This window comes from Clostridium grantii DSM 8605 (genome assembly GCF_900129965.1).
Taxonomy (GTDB): domain Bacteria; phylum Bacillota; class Clostridia; order Clostridiales; family Clostridiaceae; genus Clostridium_AF; species Clostridium_AF grantii.
The window spans coordinates 25,224-43,043 of sequence record NZ_FQXM01000024.1 but is presented as its reverse complement, the minus strand read 5'-3'; the positions used below and the strand labels follow the sequence as shown (position 1 = coordinate 43,043).

The window sequence follows — 17,820 nt, the reverse complement described above, 5'->3', positions numbered from 1 at the left end:
ATTATTTATTGTATAATCTTCTAAAATATCTTGGCTTTATTATACATTTAACTGTATTTCTACCTATTAGTTTTTATTGCATACTCATAACTTTTATTGACTTTATATTAATTTTATGGATTAATAGTCTTATGCTAAATATTCTTGGAGGAAGTTTCATGAAAAACAAAAAAATTATTTTTTTAATGATATTGTGCTCATTATTTTGGTCTGGTGCATTTATTGCGGGTAAAATCTGTTCTCCTTTTATTCCCGCTTTCACTCTTACTTTTTTAAGATTTTCTATTGCAACCATAGTGCTATTTCTTTTCTGCAAAATCAAAGATCATGAAATAAAAAGACTTACAAAAAAAGATATACCCGTATTTTTATTTACTGGCATATTGGGAATGGTAGGCTATCATGTTTTATTTTTTACTTCTTTAAAATACACAACTGCTGTGAATGCTTCCTTGATAGGCGCATCAAATCCCATATTCACAGTTATAATTTCACTTTTCTTTTTAAAGGACAAGCTCAATACCAAAAGAGTGCTGGGTATTATTCTTTCTTTTACAGGAGTGGTTTTAACTATAACAAATGCAGATTTAGAAATTGTTAAATCTCTTTCATTCAATAAAGGAGATTTAATTATGCTGGTTGCTGTTCTTTTATGGGCTTCTTATTCAGTATTTAGTAAGATGGTAATGAAAAACTACACTCCTATTACTTTAACTTTTTATAGTTTCTTGTTTTGTACTGTATTTTTGATTCCCTTTGTAATCTATGAAAATCCATTAAGTTTTCTGCCCTCAGTTCCAAGCAAAGCTTATATGGCAGTTATTTATATGGCTATATTTCCTTCAGTTATTGGATACTTAGTTCAGCAATATTCTATTAAGGAAATAGGTCCTGCTAAAACTTCTATATTTATTAATTTAGTTCCTGTTTTTTCAATTATTTTATCTGTAGTAATATTGAATGAACAACTTTTAATTATAAAAGTATTTACAGCTGCCTTGATTATAGTTGGAGTACTTATCTGCCAAAAAAGCTAATTTAAGAACTGAAGTTTGCATATTTTTTTTGAATTATACAAATACTACTAACACAAGAAAATTTATCATTCTTATTTTATTTTGTTTATGGCAACATATTTTTGTTATAATATAAATAAGGAGTGGAGTGGATTGCATGGATACTAAAGTTTACGATTTACTTGAGAAAAAGATATTACCGGATCCCATGAAATAGATATTAAGATTCTTAAAAAACATAGAAATAGTCATTTTTAATAATTCTCATTTTTTATCAAATTTGCAACCATAGTAAATTCCATATCAACACCCATCAAAGCAAAAGCCAACAATTATTATAATTTCTAATTATGCTTATCTGGTGATATAATTATCTTTGTATTCATTATTGCAATTCAATGTAAATTCAATTATAGGATTATCTGTTGAATTTAAAATTTGTAAAGCAAAAAAAATATTGGAGGAGATTTAAATGATTAAAGTTGTAGCAAAAAACTTTCCTAAAGAAGATAAGATAGCAGAAGTTATTGAATTATGTAAAGAGCTTGTAGATGCTACAAGAAAAGAAGAGGGCTGCATAAAATATGAATTATTCCAAGATGTAAATGAACCCAATGTTTTAACTTTTATAGAAGAATGGGTTGATGTAGAAGCATTAAATAAACATATGGCGTCAGAACACTTCACTAGAATAATCCCTGAATTCGGTGAATTTATGCTTAAAGATGGGGATATAAACGTATATACAAAAGTAATATAGTAGCAATAGGGCAGCCCAACGGGCTGTCCTTTGCTACTATATTTTAAAAATAAACTATATTTTCTATAAATCAAGTTTCACAGTGGGATTCCTATATAATTTCATAATTTTCATTAACTAATGCTTCTGTAGCATTATCTATCTCGCTTTCTTTAACAAGTATATAATCTGTATCATAAGTAGATATAGCAAATATACTTATTCCCTTTTGTGCTAATATTGTACTAATTGAAGCTAAAATTCCTATTAAAGCAAAATCTAATGGTCCTTCAATCTTTAAAACTCTCCAATCTTTTTCACATTTTATATCACTAGGAATATTATTTTCAACACATACAATTGATAATTCATCTAATGTTCTTGTTATTGAAAAAAACTCACCTTTTTGTGCCCAAGCAGGAATTAAATCTTTTTTATCCAACCTACAAACTCCATATTTTTCACTTAATAATTTCATTGTTAATATTTTTTTTGACATTTTTTATTTCCACCTTTCTTTATTAATCATTAGTACATTTTTGAAAATTAGTAAAAATAAAAAAAGCCCATAGAAATATTATTTTAATATCTCCCAGGCTTTTATCCTTCCGTGTACACAGAGAACTGTGTGTTTTCTCTTGGACCTATCCAGTTACAAACTGTGGAACCCTAGAAAACTATTTTGAACTTTTAAATTTTCAATACTAATATATTAATATTATCATAGGAATTGTTGTCAGTCTAGATTATTATACATAATTTATTAAAGATATAAATTCATATTTTACAGAACTTAGTAAATACTAGAATTAATAAAGCTTAAGGCGGTGACTTATATGAATGAAGCTTTAGTTGTTTGTTTTCGAGGGATAATTGGTTTTTTTTCCCTTCTTATTTTCACAAGAGCTTTGGGCAAACAACAATTAGGAGAAATATCTTATTTTGATTATATATTAGGCATAACTCTAGGAGCTTTTGCAGCTAGTCTTACAATTGACTTAAGTACTGCTGCATGGCCACATTGGGTAGGCTTATTAACTTGGTCCACACTTGGTATTTTAATGCAATCTATTTCCTTAAAATCAAGGAAAATAGCTACATCTATCAATGATGAACCTATTATTGTTTTACATGATGGAAAAGTCTTAGCCGAAAATTTAAAAAAAATCAAATATACCTTTGCTGAGCTTATAGAAGAGCTTAGACTTAAAGATATCTTTGACTTTAACGAAGTGAAATTTGCAATAATTGAAGCAAACGGTCAAGTATCTGTTTTAAAATATGAAGCTTTTAATAATATAATTTCCTCCATGGACATTTTTCTTAGTGATTATAATACTAATAATGATTTGATTTTTAGTGGTATGGTTATTGATGATAATTTGGCAAAATTAGCTTTAGATACTGATTGGCTTTTAAATGAATTAAAAAACCAGAATATAGATTCTCCCTCAGAAGTTTTTTATGGATTTATAGACTCTCATAATAATTTTAAGCTTTTTTCATATAAAAATAATATTATTTGCGAAAAAAATATATTTAAATAATAATTTTAAGGTGACTGTGATGAAAAAAATCAAACGATTCATACTTCCATTATTAATTATGAGCTTATTTGTATTACTAATGAATTCTGGCGTATTATTAAAAAACTCCTTTAATAGTGAGGATAATGTGTCTCTCTCTGTTGAAAAATTAGAAAAAGAATTATCTATAGAAAATTGGACTGAAGCAAATGATGCTTTAAAAGTATTAGATCTTGCATGGAAAAATGTACAGAAAAGAGTTCAATTTAGTGTAGAAAAAGATCAAATGAAAAGAATTGAAGTGAATTTATTAAGACTTGAAGGCTGTATTAAAGCAAAGGATAAATCCTCTGCTTTAATAGAATTAAATGAAATGAAAGGTCATTGGTATGAGTTAGGTGATACTTTACTATTTGGTGAAAAACCTTTTAAAGATTAAAAAACAATTTTGTACCTATTCTTCTCTTTTATTTACCTCATTCTTTTAAGTATTTCATCCAACGAAATACATTCTGCATACCTTCCTTTCCACATAAATTCATTATAGTATTTATATGTTTGTTCTGCTGATATAAATTTATTGTCAACGGTTGTGTTTGCATAAGCTGGAACTATCATATTAAATCCATGTTCAAAGCCACATTTTATTGTAGCATCAATACAATAGTCTGTTTGAAGTCCTACAATAATTATATCTTTTTCTTCTTTGATTTTTAAATATTCTAATAATCCACTTTCTTTAAAAGCACTATTTACTTGTTTATCAAATATTTTTTCTTCTTTAAATGGCTTAAACTTTTCATATATTTCAAACCCATCAGTTCCCTTGGTTAACTCACTTTCAGCACCATCATCATGGCGTACATATATTACTTCAATATTATTTTTCCTTGCAGTATCAATTATTTTTTCTACATTGGATATAAACAAATTAAAATTATATAAATTTTCATTTGTTATTAATTTTTGTGTATCAACAACTAATAAAATCATTTGTGTGCCCTACAATAATAATAAATAGCTTTACTCATAAATTCAGCAAGTCCTTCACCATATTTATCAATATTTTTAGTGAATCTTTCATCTGCCACATACATTTCTCCTAAACCAGCTAGAATTTCTTTTGTACAATTATAAAAATATTTTGTTATATGATTTTGCCACTCTTGAACAAAATGCTGTACTTCTGGTGAGGACACTTCTTTATCCATATTATCTGCAAAACCTTTATAAATTATTGCACTATCTTTTGAAATTTCCTCCCAATCTTCTTTACCGTATTTAGAGGTTTTTCTGTTACTTTCCTTGTAAGCCTCTGTATCGCCCCATCTTTCCTTGGCTTCTTCTTTATATTTCTCTTTCACTTTATTTATTTCATTCATATCAAATTCTTTAAAACTCATTTCTTTTTCCCCCTTTAATGTTTTATCCACAAGTGTGATTAATTTTTCCATTCTATTTCGCTTAAGTTCTAGTAGCTTCTTGTGTTTTTCCAAAGCTTTTACTTTATCAAAATCAGGATTATCAAGGATTTCTTTAATATTTTTTAATTCAAAATCAATTTCCCTAAAAAATAATATTTGTTGCAATCTTTCAAGATTTTCATCATTGTATAGTCTATACCCTGCTTCTGTAATCGTGGCTGGCGTTAGTAGTGCTATTTCATCGTAATAATGAAGAGTCCTAACTGTAATTCCAGTAAGCTTTGCTACTTGCTTAACTGTAAGATTCATTGCTTTCCCCACCTCCTTAAGTATATTGTAGACTATAACGTTACGGGAGAGTCAAATGTTTTTTCGTTTTTTTCCTGACTTTCTTTTAATTTTTCTGTATTGTTTAAAATCTTCAAAGTTTCAATATATATTGTAAAGCACTAAATCTTATTTAGGATTTAGTGCTTTTTTGTTAATTATATAGTTTTACCACAACATTTCTTGTATTTTTTGCCACTCCCGCATAAGCAAGGTTCATTACGGCCGATTTTAGGTTCCTTTTTTATTGGCATATCTATTTCTTCATTCCAAAAATAACTATATTCTTCCTTATACTCTTCAAACTCTTTCTCATATATAACCTTAAGTTTTTCAAATATTTCATAAACCACAGGACAAACTTTACAAATATTTATTAGATTCAAAAGCCTACCCATTATATCTTCTTCATGTGTAAATGGATACTCTTTACATACCGTTGGACAGTCTTTATAAATTGTGCATCCATTTTCCCCTAAAAATTTGCAGGGACACGCATTCAAAAATAATTCTCCTTCTGATTCTTCTAAATATTCAGATATAAATTCTTCTTTTGATAGTTCTTTAATAGCAGCTATTCTCTCAATATCATCATTATCAAGTACTGGTCTTATAACTTTACAACAATTTAAACATTTTTTACAATCCATTTTGTTAAATAAATCTTCATGAAGTTTATTAACAATCCTATCTAACTCTTGTCCATCTTGACCTTTTAGAAATGTTCTAAAAATATAATTTTCTTTTTCAACTTTTTCCGCATATTCTTTAACTTTCTCTGGTGAAATCATTTATATTCTCTCCTCTTTAACTATTCATTTGTTATATGTATCAATGTTTACTACTTAATATTATCAATAAATTCTTCTAAACTTTCTACCGTACGCATTTCAAAAATTTACAAAGGATAAAGCAAATACATACCTTCATTATACAACATTTCAAGGTTATAATTCCAATACTTTAAAAACAAAGCACTTCCTCTGGAATATTTTTTTATCAAAAGTATTTATGTTATAATTAAATCAATTAATTACATGGAGGAAAAATTATGAAATACGAAATAATAATATTTGACGCCGATGAAACTTTGTTTGATTTTAAAATGTCTGAAAGAGATGCTTTTAAAAATACCATGCTTGAATTTGATGTAGCCTATGATGAAGACCATCATTTAAAAGTATATCACGGTATAAATTCAGCTATTTGGAAAGAGTTTGAGAAAGGTCTTATTACTCAAGAAAAATTAAAGATTGAAAGATTTAAAAGATTATCTGATAAATTAGAAATTAAATTTGATGAAAATAAATTTGCAAAATCCTATATGAATCATTTATCTAATGCATCATTTTTATATGATGATAGTATAGAGCTTGTAGAAAGTCTTCATAAAGATTATAAGCTTACAATAATCACTAATGGGCTCAAAGATGTGCAAGATAAAAGAATAAGAAAATCCATTATAGCAAAATATTTTCAAGATATAGTAGTGTCTGAAGAAATTCAAATTGCAAAACCTGACCCTAAAATATTCGAACATGCTTTAAATAATATTAATCACACAGACAAAAGCAAGGTCTTAATGGTAGGGGACAGCTTAACCTCAGATATACGAGGGGGTATTAATTTTGGCATAGATACCTGTTGGTACAATCCTAATAAACTTGTAAATACAACAAAAATTAAACCAACTTATGAAATTTCTGATTTTAAAGAACTTAAAGAAATACTTAGCACCAATAGAAATACAATTGAAATGGATTAATAAGGGGTGATTGATATTGAAGAAGAAATATTTGATACTCATCGTATTATTAGTTGTAATAATTTTCACAGTAGTTTACAAAACAATAAACAAACCTTTATATGGAAATGATCAAAACTCCATAATTGAGGTTATTAATTCAAATGAATTATACAAAGGAAAGACAATAAATATCTTAGATATTAAAGATTTTGGTGACCACCGTGTAGTAGCCTTCTTAAGTAATGATGCACCCTCAGTAATTGAGTTTCGTAGAGATAAAAACATGAATTATAAAAGCACACTCTCAGAAACCTGGCCTAATGATAATTTAAGCAACTTTATCATAAATAACCTTGAAAAAGAAGATTATTTAGTTGTTTTAAGTGTTAAAAATCAATATAGTGATATCAATGAATTTTCATTTAAGGCAAACGAAGATGAATATGAAGTGTTTTTTGATACTAATAATCCCAACGTACAATGGACTAAATTAAAGAAATCAATTGATGGAAGTTATAGCTTTGAATGGTATTATTCAGCTGATTAATTTATAAAGAATTTAAAAAAGAGCTTTCGCATCTGCGAAAACTCTTTAACTATCCACTATCCACTGTCCACTACATTTATTATGCTGCTTTAGCTTTTGATTTTGTTTTAGATTTTGAATATACATCAAAAGCAACTGCTGCTAATAATACAAGACCTTTAACTATACTTTGCCAGAATGTGCTAACTCCCATAATAGACATACCATTATTAAGTATCCCCATAATAAGACCACCAATCATAGCACCCATAACTGTACCTACTCCACCAGTTGCTGATGCGCCACCAATGAAACAAGCTGCAATGGCATCAAGTTCAAATCCTTGTCCTGCTAAAGGAGAAGCTGAATTTAAACGTCCTGCAAATATAATTCCGGCTACTGCTGATAAAAGACCCATGTTTGCATAAACCAAGAATAATATTTTTTTAGTTTTGATACCAGATAATTCTGCTGTTTTAGCGTTTCCACCTAATGCATAGATATGACGTCCTAGAACTGTTTTATTTGTAATAAATGAATATATAAGAATTAATACTGCAAGTAAAATTACTACATATGGTAATCCCTCTGCAAGTGCTAACCAGAAAAAGAAAACATTAATTACTATAAATAATATAGAAGATTCTAATAAAAATCCATTGAAAGTTGAAACCTCAAAGTTATGCTTCATTTTATTTTTTCTACTATCATATTTTGTGTAAACATAAAGCAAAGAACATATAAATCCGATTACAATTGTTGTAATGTGAATGCTACTATTTGCTCCACCTATAAAATCTGGCATAGTACCTGATGCCATTGTTACATAAAGTTGTGGTAAACTGATAGTTTCACCATTTAAGATTAGGTTATTAATTCCTCTAAATACAAGCATACCTGCTAGTGTAACAATAAATGATGGTATTTTTATATATGAAATCCAATATCCTTGCCACATCCCTGCTAAAATACCACATCCAAGAGATAATATAATTGCTATAATAACTGGTAATCCCATTTTAACACTAAATAAAGCTGAAGTTGCACTTACTAAAGCAACAATAGATCCAACGGAAAGGTCAATATTTCCTCCAGTTAAAATACATAAAACCATACCTATTGCAAGTATTAATACATAACTATTTTGCATGATTAATCTTTGTACATTAATTGGCTTTAGCAAAATTCCACCTGTTAGCATTTGAAAAAGTATCATAATAGCAACTAGAGCTACCAACATGGCATATTGTCTCATGTTTTGATTTAACTTTTGCTTAATTTTTTCCATATTTATTATCCTCCCTATATTGCTTTCTTTTTATTTGTACTTTGAATAATACATTTCATAATACTTTCTGGTGAAGCTTCTTTTCTTGGCATTTCACCAACCATTTCACCCTCATTCATAATATACACACGATCTGAGATTCCTAAGATTTCAGGTAATTCAGATGATATTACAACAACACATTTACCTTGTTCAGCTAATTCATTAATGATATTATATATCTCATATTTAGCTCCTACATCTATTCCTCTAGTAGGCTCATCTAAGAACAATACATCTGGTTCAGAAAATAACCATTTAGCAATAATAACCTTTTGTTGATTTCCCCCTGATAAATTACCTGTCTTTTGGGAAATGCTGGAGGATTTTATTCTTAATTTTTCTCTATAATCTTCTGCTATTTTAATTTCCACGTTATTATTAACAACACCATGTTTACTAATACTGTTTAGATTAGCAAGTGTAATATTATTTTTAATATCATCAATTAATACAAGTCCCGCTTCTTTTCTATCCTCAGTTAAATAAGCCAAGCCCTCTTTTATTGCAGTAGGTACATCATGAAGATTTACTTCTCTTCCATCTTTTATGATTGTTCCTTTGATGTTTTTACCGTAAGCACGTCCAAATATACTCATAGCAAGTTCTGTTCTACCAGCACCCATTAATCCAGCAATACCAACAATTTCGCCTTTTCTAACATTGAAATTAATATTTTTAAGTCTTAATTTTTCTTCGTCTAAAGGATCATAAACATACCAATCTTTCACTTCAAAAGCAATTTCTCCGATTTTAGGGTCACGTTTTGGATATCTGTCTACTAACTCTCTACCAACCATCCCTTTAATTATTCTATTTTCCGAAATATTATTTTCACTTTTTATTAATGTTTCTATAGTAGCACCATCACGTAATACTGTAATCTTGTCCGATACCTTTGTAACTTCATTTAATTTATGAGAAATAATAATACTTGTTATTCCTTGTTCTTTATTTAAATCAATCAATAATTCCAATAGATTGTCTGAATCCTCATCATTTAAAGCCGCTGTAGGCTCATCTAAAATTAAAAGTTTAACATTCTTTCCTAAAGCTTTTGCGATTTCTACTAATTGTTGATGACCAACTCCAATATCTTTAACCAATAAATCGTGAGGAATATTAAGACCTACTTTTTTCATTAATTTTGCTGCTTCTTTATTTGTATTGTCCCAATTAATAATTCCTTTTTTTTGTTGCTCATTTCCAAGAAATATATTTTCAGCTATAGTTAAATAAGGACTTAAAGCTAATTCTTGATGAATAATAACTATGCCTTTTGCTTCACTATCTCTAATATTTTTAAACTGACATACTTCTCCTTCATATATAATATCCCCAGTGTATTCTCCATAAGGATATATACCACTTAAAACCTTCATAAGAGTGGATTTACCTGCACCGTTTTCTCCTACTAAAGCATGTATTTGCCCTTTTTCCACTTTAAAATTAACATGATTTAATGCTTTAACTCCCGGAAACTCTTTTATAATATCTTTCATTTCAAGAATATTGTTAGACATATGAAATACTCCTTTTATAGGCATACCTTACGTAAACTTAATTTATTCATGTCAAAATCTCAGGTATTTATGAGTTTTAAACTTGAATACATTTATAGTTGAAGTGGTATGTCTTTAGTTTTAATAATAAGCTGTGATATTTTGTACCACAGCTTATATAGTTGAGATTATATTTGTGACAAGAGGATTATTTTATTTGGTCTTCAGTGTAATATCCTGAATCTATTAATATTGCTTTATAGTTATCTTTATCAGCAAATACTGGCTCACATAAGAATGAAGGTACAACTTTAACTCCATTGTCATATGTTTCTGTATCATTTACAGGAACTTCTTTACCTTCTACTATTGCTTTAACCATTTCAACAACTTGATCTGCTAATGTTCTTGTATCTTTGAAGATTGACATTGATTGCTCTCCAGCAATTAACATTTTAACGTTTGTTGTATCACAATCTTGTCCAGTTAATATTGGGTATGGTTTGCTTCCTGAACCGTATCCTGCCGCTTTTAATGATGCAACAATACCTTGAGCTAAACTATCATTTGGAGATAAAACTACATCAACATTTTTATCAGCATAATTAGCTGTTAATAAGTTATCCATTCTTTCTTGAGCGCCTTCTGGTTTCCATCCTTGAATAGCTATTTGTTCCATTTCTACTTGTCCAGAATTTATTACTAATTTACCTTCTTCTATAAATGGTTTTAATGTATCCATTGCTCCACCATTAAAGAAATATGCATTGTTATCGTCTGGAGATCCACCAAATACTTCCATGTTAAATGGACCAGCTTGATTTTTAAGATCTAATGCTTTAACTATATATTCGCCTTGAATTTGCCCAACTAAGTAATTATCAAATGTTGCATAATAATCAACATTTTCAGAATCAGTTATCAAACGATCATAAGCGATAATTTTTATATCTTCTTTTGCTGCTTGCTCTAAAACACCTTTTAAAGCTGTTCCATCTATTGATGCGATAACGATTACTTTACAACCTTTTGTAATCATATTTTCAATTTGAGATACTTGTTGTTCAACTTTATTATCTGCATATTCTAATACTACATCATATCCAGCTGCTTCAAGTTTTTCTTTCATATTTGCACCATCTTGATTCCAACGTTGTAAAGATTTTGTCGGCATAGCAACACCTATCATATTGTCGCTAGTTTTCGCACAACCTGTCCCTACAACTAAAGCAAACATAAGTACTGCTACCATTAAAATTGATGTAATCTTTTTCATTTAATAAATACCCCCTGTTAATAAATTTAACTACAATGAAATTATATCCTTTTGTAAACGTTTGTTGAATGGATTATCTTTATGCTATTCTTCACTTTTTTATAATTTTTGAGTATAACTAAAAAAGCATAGCAAAATATTAATATTAATATTTTACTATGCTTTAAATTTTTCCTTCTATCTATATATGTCTTCTTCTTTATGGAATAGGTCTGCAATAACAGTTTCTTTCATATTACTAGCATCTACTGGTATTGCATCAAATTTAAAATATGGAACATCATAAGTTCCATCAAATATTGTTTCTTCTGATTTCTGGTCTTGCTTGGCTAGCAAACTCATAGCTACTTTAAAAGCTCCCTCTGCCAAATTTTTTATTGGTTTATATACAGTCATTAATTGCTTTCCTTCTATAATATTTTGACAAGCACTGATATCTGCATCATGCCCAACCACAGGAACTTTACCCACTAAACCGTATTCAGATAAAACACTTATAGAACTTTCCGCCAATCTATCATTAGCACCAATAATCCCATCTATTTTAATTCCTTCTTCAAGTAGTTCACTTACCGCATCATAAGCAAACTCCTCTCTCCAATCTTCCGCCCATACTTCTTTAACTATTTTTATATCCTCTTTATCAATATATTCTTGTAAAATATTATAGTAGCCTTCATTAAACATTGTAGAATTATTATCTTTTGAAGAACCGTTAATAATAACATAATTCCCCTTTGGAACTTTCTCTACTAATGCTTTAGCCATATATTCTCCTACTGCCACATTATCAAAGGAAACATAAGCATCTACATTTGCATTTCTGATAAGTCTATCATAAGAAATAATTATTATATTTTTTCTTCTTGCTTCTTCAATGACTTCACTAAGAGAATCTTTGTCATAAGCAATAATAAAAATAACTTTTGCTTTTTGTTCTATGAGAGATTTTATTTGCTGTTTTTGTTTATCTGCATCCTCATAAGCATTAACTACTTCTACATTATAGCCCGCTTCCTCACCCTTATTTTTTAAAATTTCTACATCTCTTTGCCATCTTTCTATTACTAAAGAATCTGCGCTTATGCCTATCATTGGTTTATAATCTTCTGTTTCAGTATTTGTTTTATTATTCCCATCTTTAGTGACAATCCTTATTGCTGTTATAATTAAAAGTAATAAAATAATAATACCCATAATTTTAATTGATATTTTTTCTTTAAATTGAAACATACTTCACCATCTCCTTAAATATATTCCGTTGGTGATACCCCCACTATTTTTTTGAATAATCTACTAAAATAATTTGGATCGTTGTATCCAATCTTAAAACATATTTCTTTTATTGATATATTTTGTTCCTTAAGCATTTTTTTAGCTTCTTCAATTCTTACTGTTGTCAAATAATCTATAAAATTTACTCCTACTTCATCTTTAAATATTTTACTTAAATATTGTGGACTGATACATATCGCCATAGCTACATCCTTTAAATGAAGTTCTTCATTATAATTCTGTTTTATATAATCTTTTGCCTCGGATATTAATCCGGAAGTATTATTTTCTTTCTGTAATCTAATAGCCTCTGTTATTTTTTTGGTTTTTGCAATACACCAATTTTTTAGATTATGCTGCTCTTTGAGATTTTTTAAGTCATCCATATAAGTTGCTTGATTATTTTCTTTACTTATGATTCCCTCCCTATAAGCAGTCATTCTAATCAACACCATAAGCTCCATGATTATGTTTTTTATAGCTTTTTCATTATTTCCGTAACATTTATATATTTTATCAAAAAAGTTTTTCATTTTCCTTTCTACTTCGCAAATATTACCCTCTTTTATACTATTAACAATAGATTCTTCATCATTCTTTAAATGAATATATGTACTTGAATCCTTTAATTCAAAACTTTCTACAACATCTTCAATATGTAAAACTCTTCTTTTTTCAGTTAATCTTAAAGCTTTAATAGCTTCTTGATAAGATGAATTAAAATTATCAATTTTATAGCAATTTCCAATACCTATCTTTATATCCGCATTTAAAATATTTCTTAGATTTCGTTGAATTTCTTCTGCCAAACGAATAATATTTTTCTTTTGCTCACTATTACTTATACTTTCATCTTCGTGAACAGAAATAATTATACGATTTCCCATAAGTGGCCCTACCACTGCTTTACACTTGTATTTAATAGAATTTCTTATTCTGCTTTCTAAGTCCGCCAATATTACTTCTTCTTGAAATTCAATTATCATAATATAACCATAATCTTTTCTTATATTTAATAAATTATGGTAGTCCTCAATTTCCTCTGTAAAATGAGTATTCATTATAATTGAATTTATATATCCATATTCAAGTATAGAAGTTGTTTTATCTAATTTTTCTTTTATATCAATTTCTTTTCTTTTTAATTCTTTTTCTTTTTCAATCTCTAGTATGATTTTATTTAATACAGTTTTTAATTTGTCTTTTGTAATAGGTTTTAATAAATAATCATAAACCTTAATATCCAAAGCTTGTTTAGCGTATTCAAATTGCTCATAAGCTGAAATGATTACGGATTTTATTTTAGGATTGATGTTTTTTATTTCTTTAATAGCCTCTATTCCATTTATGCCTGGGATTTGAATATCCATTAATACAATCAACGGTCTTTCTTGTTCAAATAATTCAATAGCTTCTCTCCCTGTTTTTGCTATGGCAACTATCTTTAAAACATCTGAAAACTCTGTCTCAATTATAAACTTCAATCCATTTCTTACAATAAGTTCATCATCTACAATCATTATTTTTATCATTTTAAATCTCCTTTACTATGCGGAATTGAAATAATTACTTTTGTCCCAATGCCCTGGGTACTTGAAATTTTAACAAGGTTTTTTTCTTTAAAAAACAATTCCAACCTGTTAATAACATTATTCATTCCAATTTGTGGGGATTCTTTAGTGGATTTATACTTAAATTCATTCTTTGGTGTTTTAATATTATCTATATTTAATATAAGATCTATTGTTTCTTCCGGCATTCCTACACCATCGTCTTCTACTATAATTTCTGTTTCTGCTAACTTATTTATTACTTTTATACAAATATTCCCTCCCTCTTCTTTTTTACTTAATCCATGTATATAAGCATTTTCAACAATTGGCTGTATTATCAACGGTGGCATTTTGAATTCTAATCCACTTTCATCTATTTCAAAATGAAACTCAATTAAATCTCCAAAGCGTACATTAAGCAATTCATAATAATCTTTTATATTCTCAATTTCCTGAGATATAGTTACTTCTGAATCAATTTGCTTTATATTATATCTAAAAACTCTAGCCATTCTTTCCAAAAACTCACCTGTATTATCAGCACCTTCCATAACAGATAATTGTACTGCTGCATTTATGGTGTTAAATAAAAAATGTGGATCCATTTGCGACTGCAATGCATATAAACGTGCTTTGTCCAAAAGACTTTGCATTTTAAAATTTTCCATTTCTTGATCTTTAATTTTCACTTCCATAGATGCTTTTTCTTTTAACTCTTCAATATAAGCATGAATACTTTTCTTCATTTTATTAAAAGCATTTGAAAGAATTTCTATTTCATCGTTAGTTTGAACTATAACTTCTTTTGTTTCAAAATTACCTTTTGAAATATCCTCTGCTGAGTGAGATAGTTTTATTAATGGTTTAATCATGTTATTAGTCATTCTATAAACCAATACGATAGAAAGGAAAATCAAATCAATAATTAATCCTAAATTAAAAACATTAGCCATTGAAATTTGTTTAGACATGTATGTATAATTAGATGCATTTCTATAAAGTTGTCTATTATTTAGCTCTGAAATATAATCAGATATATAGCTCATTGTGTTTAATAAATCATTATATGTTTTAGTATAAGCTGCTATATCAGTTTTTCTTTTCTCATATACGGCTTTTTCTGTTTGAGCAATATAACTATTCACCATATTCTCAATATCTTTAAACATTAACTCTTCTTCCGTATAATTTACAACCTGATTTGAAAGCTTTCCTGCAATATTTTGTAGCTCATCTGCATTTCTCATATAATTATTTAAGTTTGTTGAATTTTTAGTAGATAAATACATAACTAATTCTTTATCCACTAATGTTAATTGATTTGAGAGATTATTCAAAATAAGATTTCTAGCAAATAAGGAATCTATTTGTTCTTTATACTTATTAGTAATACTCAAGGAATATATGCTTATAATACTCATAAAAACAATCATAATAATGTAATAAAAAGTAGTTTTTATTTTTATGGAGTTGATTTTCTTTAAGAATACTTTTTTAATTATCATTTTTTTCACCCGATTCAAGGATATAATCTTTTAAATTTTCTTTTGTTATAATTTCAATAGAAATATCATTATACATAGAAACAAACTCACCCTTATTATGTTTAACCATATTATCTATTGCTTCATATCCTAGCTTTTCATTTTGTGCTACAATTGTTGCCAGTATTACTTCTCTATCTATATAATCCAATATTTCTTTTGAATTATCAAAACCAAATACCACCACATCATTTATTTTATTTGTATCTTTTAATGCTTGAATAGCTCCCAAAGTTTCTTCTCCACTAGAACATATAATTCCCACTAAATCTTCATATTTATCAATTATATTTCTAGTAAGTCCCCCCGCATTCAAAGCATTTTCCCCTGAATAATTTAGTTCCTCTGCTTTAATAATGTATTTATCATCTAATTGTTCATTTAAAGCTATAACTTCATCATAATTATAATTTTGATCATTTTGAATTACAACAATAGTTCCTGTTTCAATAGATTTTTCATTCAATTCACTATTTAATAATTTACCTATTTCAGTACTGATTTGGTATCTATTAAAACTAATAAAAGAAACTTTCTCTTTTGTAGGAATATCAATATCAATTGTAATAGTTGGTATATTTCTATCATTTGCTTTTTTTAAAATTTCATCAAATCTATCATCTTCAAAGGGCTGAATGATTATGCCATCAACCTTTGACTCAATAGCAATATCAAACTGTCTTAAAATCTTATCTTCTTTCCCATCCCCTTTAAAATCCCAAAACTCAAAAGCAACAGAATTATCTAAACAAGCCTCTGTAATACCTTTTTTAAACTTCTCAACATAACTTTCATCGGCTCCATCTACTATAACCATGAAATGATACAAAGGAGGATTTTCTTTGGTGAAATTCAAATTAGTTATTGTATCCCGACTAAGTTTTGCGGAATTAAATATAGATGCTACTCCTATACCGGTTAAGATTACAACTAGTATAAATGTTATTATATTAATTAAACGTTTTCTCATTGTATTCATCCTTATGTTAAATTCTTTTTTATATGCACATTATTTTTCACTCTATTTATAATTATAGTATGAGAAATATTTTTATGCAAACAAAAAACAACAAATAAAATCTGCTGTTTTTTATAAAAATATTAAATTTCAATATCACTTACTAAACTCTGATATCAATTGTATGATAGCTGGGCCAAGCAATACAATAAATAAACTGGGAAATATAAATAAAACAAGAGGAAATAATATTTTGATTGGAGCTTTCATTGCAGCTTCCTCAGCTCTTTGTTTTCTTTTTTCCCTTTCTTCTTGAGACCTGACCCTGAATATTTTAACAAAACTAATACCTAGTTTTTCTGCTTGAAGTATACTATTAATCAAAGATCTAAATTCATCAAAATCAAGACGTTCTTTAACTCTTGTTAGTGCCTCTTTTTTTGTTTTGCCTAAACGAATTTCTTCTAGGCAAATATGAAATTCACTAGATAAAACTCCTGTTTTTTTTGATATAACTTTGCTTAGCGCTGAATCAAATCCTAGTCCAGCCTCAAGACAAACAGTTAAAATATCAAGAAAATCCGGTAATTCTCTAATGGCTTGCTTATATCTTTTTCTAATTTTTATATTCAAATAATAATTAGGTATTACTATGGCTAAACTTAATCCTATTACTGCCAGCACAATAACCCCACCAAAACCTACATCTAATAATCTACCATAAAGAGCAAAAATTACTGGTAATAATACTCTTAACCCAATCTTTATTATGTGAAAATCAATAGTACTCATGCCAAAGGGATTCCCTGCTTGAGTTAGTTTTTTATCTATACTTTGCTCTTCATTTGAAGAAATCTTTTTACCAAAGTATATATTAAATTTATCTCTTAGATATTCCATAATTTCTTTTACATTATCTTTGCTCTTTGTTTCTTCTTTTATATAAATTGATTTTTCTGTGTTTATAAAAGTTTTTATCCTTTTTTTTGTTTTTGTATTAATTTCAAATATTTTTAGAACTACATAAAGTGAAAATAATACCATAGTTAATAAAAAGAAAATTACTATCACAGCTCATCC

The 17,820-nt window shown here is 27.9% G+C and carries 17 protein-coding genes, 2 pseudogenes and 1 riboswitch; of the genes and pseudogenes, 6 read left to right on the top strand and 13 right to left on the bottom strand.

Annotated features, from left to right (window positions below; genetic code table 11):
- Nucleotides 1-158: 158 nt before the first annotated feature.
- On the top strand, nt 159-1,037 hold the full coding sequence (locus BUB83_RS16735; RefSeq protein ID WP_073339860.1) for a DMT family transporter: 879 nt from the start codon (nt 159-161) through the stop codon (nt 1,035-1,037).
- Between the two features lie 451 nt (nt 1,038-1,488).
- The gene (locus tag BUB83_RS16730; protein ID WP_073339859.1) at nt 1,489-1,776 is read left to right on the top strand and encodes a putative quinol monooxygenase; all 288 of its coding nucleotides are present in this window, start codon (nt 1,489-1,491) and stop codon (nt 1,774-1,776) included.
- A gap of 91 nt (nt 1,777-1,867) precedes the next feature.
- Here the strand turns inward: BUB83_RS16730 and BUB83_RS16725 are convergent, their stop codons facing one another.
- Nucleotides 1,868-2,254 carry an ACT domain-containing protein gene (locus tag BUB83_RS16725; protein ID WP_073339856.1) on the bottom strand — a complete coding sequence of 129 codons (387 nt, stop codon included), beginning with the start codon at nt 2,252-2,254 and terminating at the stop codon, nt 1,868-1,870.
- A gap of 88 nt (nt 2,255-2,342) precedes the next feature.
- A riboswitch (guanidine-I (ykkC/yxkD leader) is annotated at nt 2,343-2,439 on the bottom strand.
- Between the two features lie 152 nt (nt 2,440-2,591).
- Here BUB83_RS16725 and BUB83_RS16720 point away from each other — a divergent pair.
- Complete coding sequence (locus BUB83_RS16720; RefSeq protein ID WP_073339854.1) at nt 2,592-3,302, top strand: DUF421 domain-containing protein; 711 nt, start codon at nt 2,592-2,594, stop codon at nt 3,300-3,302.
- 19 nt (nt 3,303-3,321) lie between these two features.
- The gene (locus tag BUB83_RS16715) at nt 3,322-3,720 is read left to right on the top strand and encodes a DUF4363 family protein (RefSeq protein WP_073339851.1); all 399 of its coding nucleotides are present in this window, start codon (nt 3,322-3,324) and stop codon (nt 3,718-3,720) included.
- Between the two features lie 32 nt (nt 3,721-3,752).
- On the opposite strand, the gene BUB83_RS16710 is transcribed toward BUB83_RS16715, so the two are convergent.
- From BUB83_RS16710 to BUB83_RS22995, 4 genes and pseudogenes are all read right to left on the bottom strand, one after another.
- Nucleotides 3,753-4,274 carry a cysteine hydrolase family protein gene (locus BUB83_RS16710; RefSeq protein ID WP_073339849.1) on the bottom strand — a complete coding sequence of 174 codons (522 nt, stop codon included), beginning with the start codon at nt 4,272-4,274 and terminating at the stop codon, nt 3,753-3,755.
- Nucleotides 4,271-5,014 (bottom strand): MerR family transcriptional regulator, encoded by a 744-nt coding sequence (locus BUB83_RS16705; RefSeq protein ID WP_073339847.1) that lies wholly within the window; start codon nt 5,012-5,014, stop codon nt 4,271-4,273. Before BUB83_RS16705 ends, BUB83_RS16710 begins: the two co-directional genes overlap by 4 nt.
- Nucleotides 5,015-5,190: 176 nt before the next feature.
- Nucleotides 5,191-5,283: pseudogene (locus BUB83_RS23000) on the bottom strand (SEC-C metal-binding domain-containing protein); the annotation flags it as partial.
- A 162-nt stretch (nt 5,284-5,445) separates the two neighbouring features.
- Nucleotides 5,446-5,682: pseudogene (locus BUB83_RS22995) on the bottom strand (YkgJ family cysteine cluster protein); the annotation flags it as partial.
- A 401-nt stretch (nt 5,683-6,083) separates the two neighbouring features.
- Between BUB83_RS22995 and BUB83_RS16695 the strand changes: the two are divergent.
- A complete protein-coding gene (locus BUB83_RS16695) occupies nt 6,084-6,797 on the top strand; it encodes a YjjG family noncanonical pyrimidine nucleotidase (protein ID WP_073339843.1) in 714 nt (237 codons plus the stop codon).
- Nucleotides 6,798-6,813: 16 nt separating this feature from the next.
- Nucleotides 6,814-7,326, top strand: a complete 513-nt coding sequence (locus tag BUB83_RS16690) for a hypothetical protein (RefSeq protein ID WP_073339841.1) — start codon at nt 6,814-6,816, stop codon at nt 7,324-7,326.
- A gap of 79 nt (nt 7,327-7,405) precedes the next feature.
- Here BUB83_RS16690 and mmsB read toward each other — a convergent pair whose 3' ends face one another.
- The 8 genes from mmsB to BUB83_RS16650 all read right to left on the bottom strand — a co-directional run bounded on the left by mmsB (nt 7,406) and on the right by BUB83_RS16650 (nt 17,811).
- Nucleotides 7,406-8,593 carry a multiple monosaccharide ABC transporter permease gene (gene mmsB / locus BUB83_RS16685; protein WP_073339839.1) on the bottom strand — a complete coding sequence of 396 codons (1,188 nt, stop codon included), beginning with the start codon at nt 8,591-8,593 and terminating at the stop codon, nt 7,406-7,408.
- Between the two features lie 14 nt (nt 8,594-8,607).
- Entirely contained in the window at nt 8,608-10,155 is a 1,548-nt protein-coding gene (gene mmsA, locus BUB83_RS16680; RefSeq protein WP_073339836.1) for a multiple monosaccharide ABC transporter ATP-binding protein, read from the bottom strand.
- A 187-nt stretch (nt 10,156-10,342) separates the two neighbouring features.
- Nucleotides 10,343-11,410, bottom strand: a complete 1,068-nt coding sequence (gene chvE, locus BUB83_RS16675; protein WP_073339834.1) for a multiple monosaccharide ABC transporter substrate-binding protein — start codon at nt 11,408-11,410, stop codon at nt 10,343-10,345.
- Nucleotides 11,411-11,587: 177 nt separating this feature from the next.
- Nucleotides 11,588-12,643: a sugar ABC transporter substrate-binding protein gene (locus tag BUB83_RS16670; RefSeq protein ID WP_073339832.1), complete on the bottom strand. Its 1,056-nt coding sequence runs from the start codon at nt 12,641-12,643 to the stop codon at nt 11,588-11,590.
- Nucleotides 12,644-12,657: 14 nt separating this feature from the next.
- Nucleotides 12,658-14,217 (bottom strand): response regulator transcription factor, encoded by a 1,560-nt coding sequence (locus BUB83_RS16665; RefSeq protein ID WP_073339830.1) that lies wholly within the window; start codon nt 14,215-14,217, stop codon nt 12,658-12,660.
- The gene (locus BUB83_RS16660) at nt 14,214-15,743 is read right to left on the bottom strand and encodes a sensor histidine kinase (protein ID WP_073339827.1); all 1,530 of its coding nucleotides are present in this window, start codon (nt 15,741-15,743) and stop codon (nt 14,214-14,216) included. Before BUB83_RS16660 ends, BUB83_RS16665 begins: the two co-directional genes overlap by 4 nt.
- Entirely contained in the window at nt 15,733-16,752 is a 1,020-nt protein-coding gene (locus tag BUB83_RS16655) for a sugar ABC transporter substrate-binding protein (protein WP_073339825.1), read from the bottom strand. The genes BUB83_RS16660 and BUB83_RS16655 overlap by 11 nt, the downstream gene beginning before the upstream one ends.
- Nucleotides 16,753-16,896: 144 nt before the next feature.
- The gene (locus tag BUB83_RS16650; protein WP_200801494.1) at nt 16,897-17,811 is read right to left on the bottom strand and encodes a type II secretion system F family protein; all 915 of its coding nucleotides are present in this window, start codon (nt 17,809-17,811) and stop codon (nt 16,897-16,899) included.
- Nucleotides 17,812-17,820 lie beyond the last annotated feature (9 nt).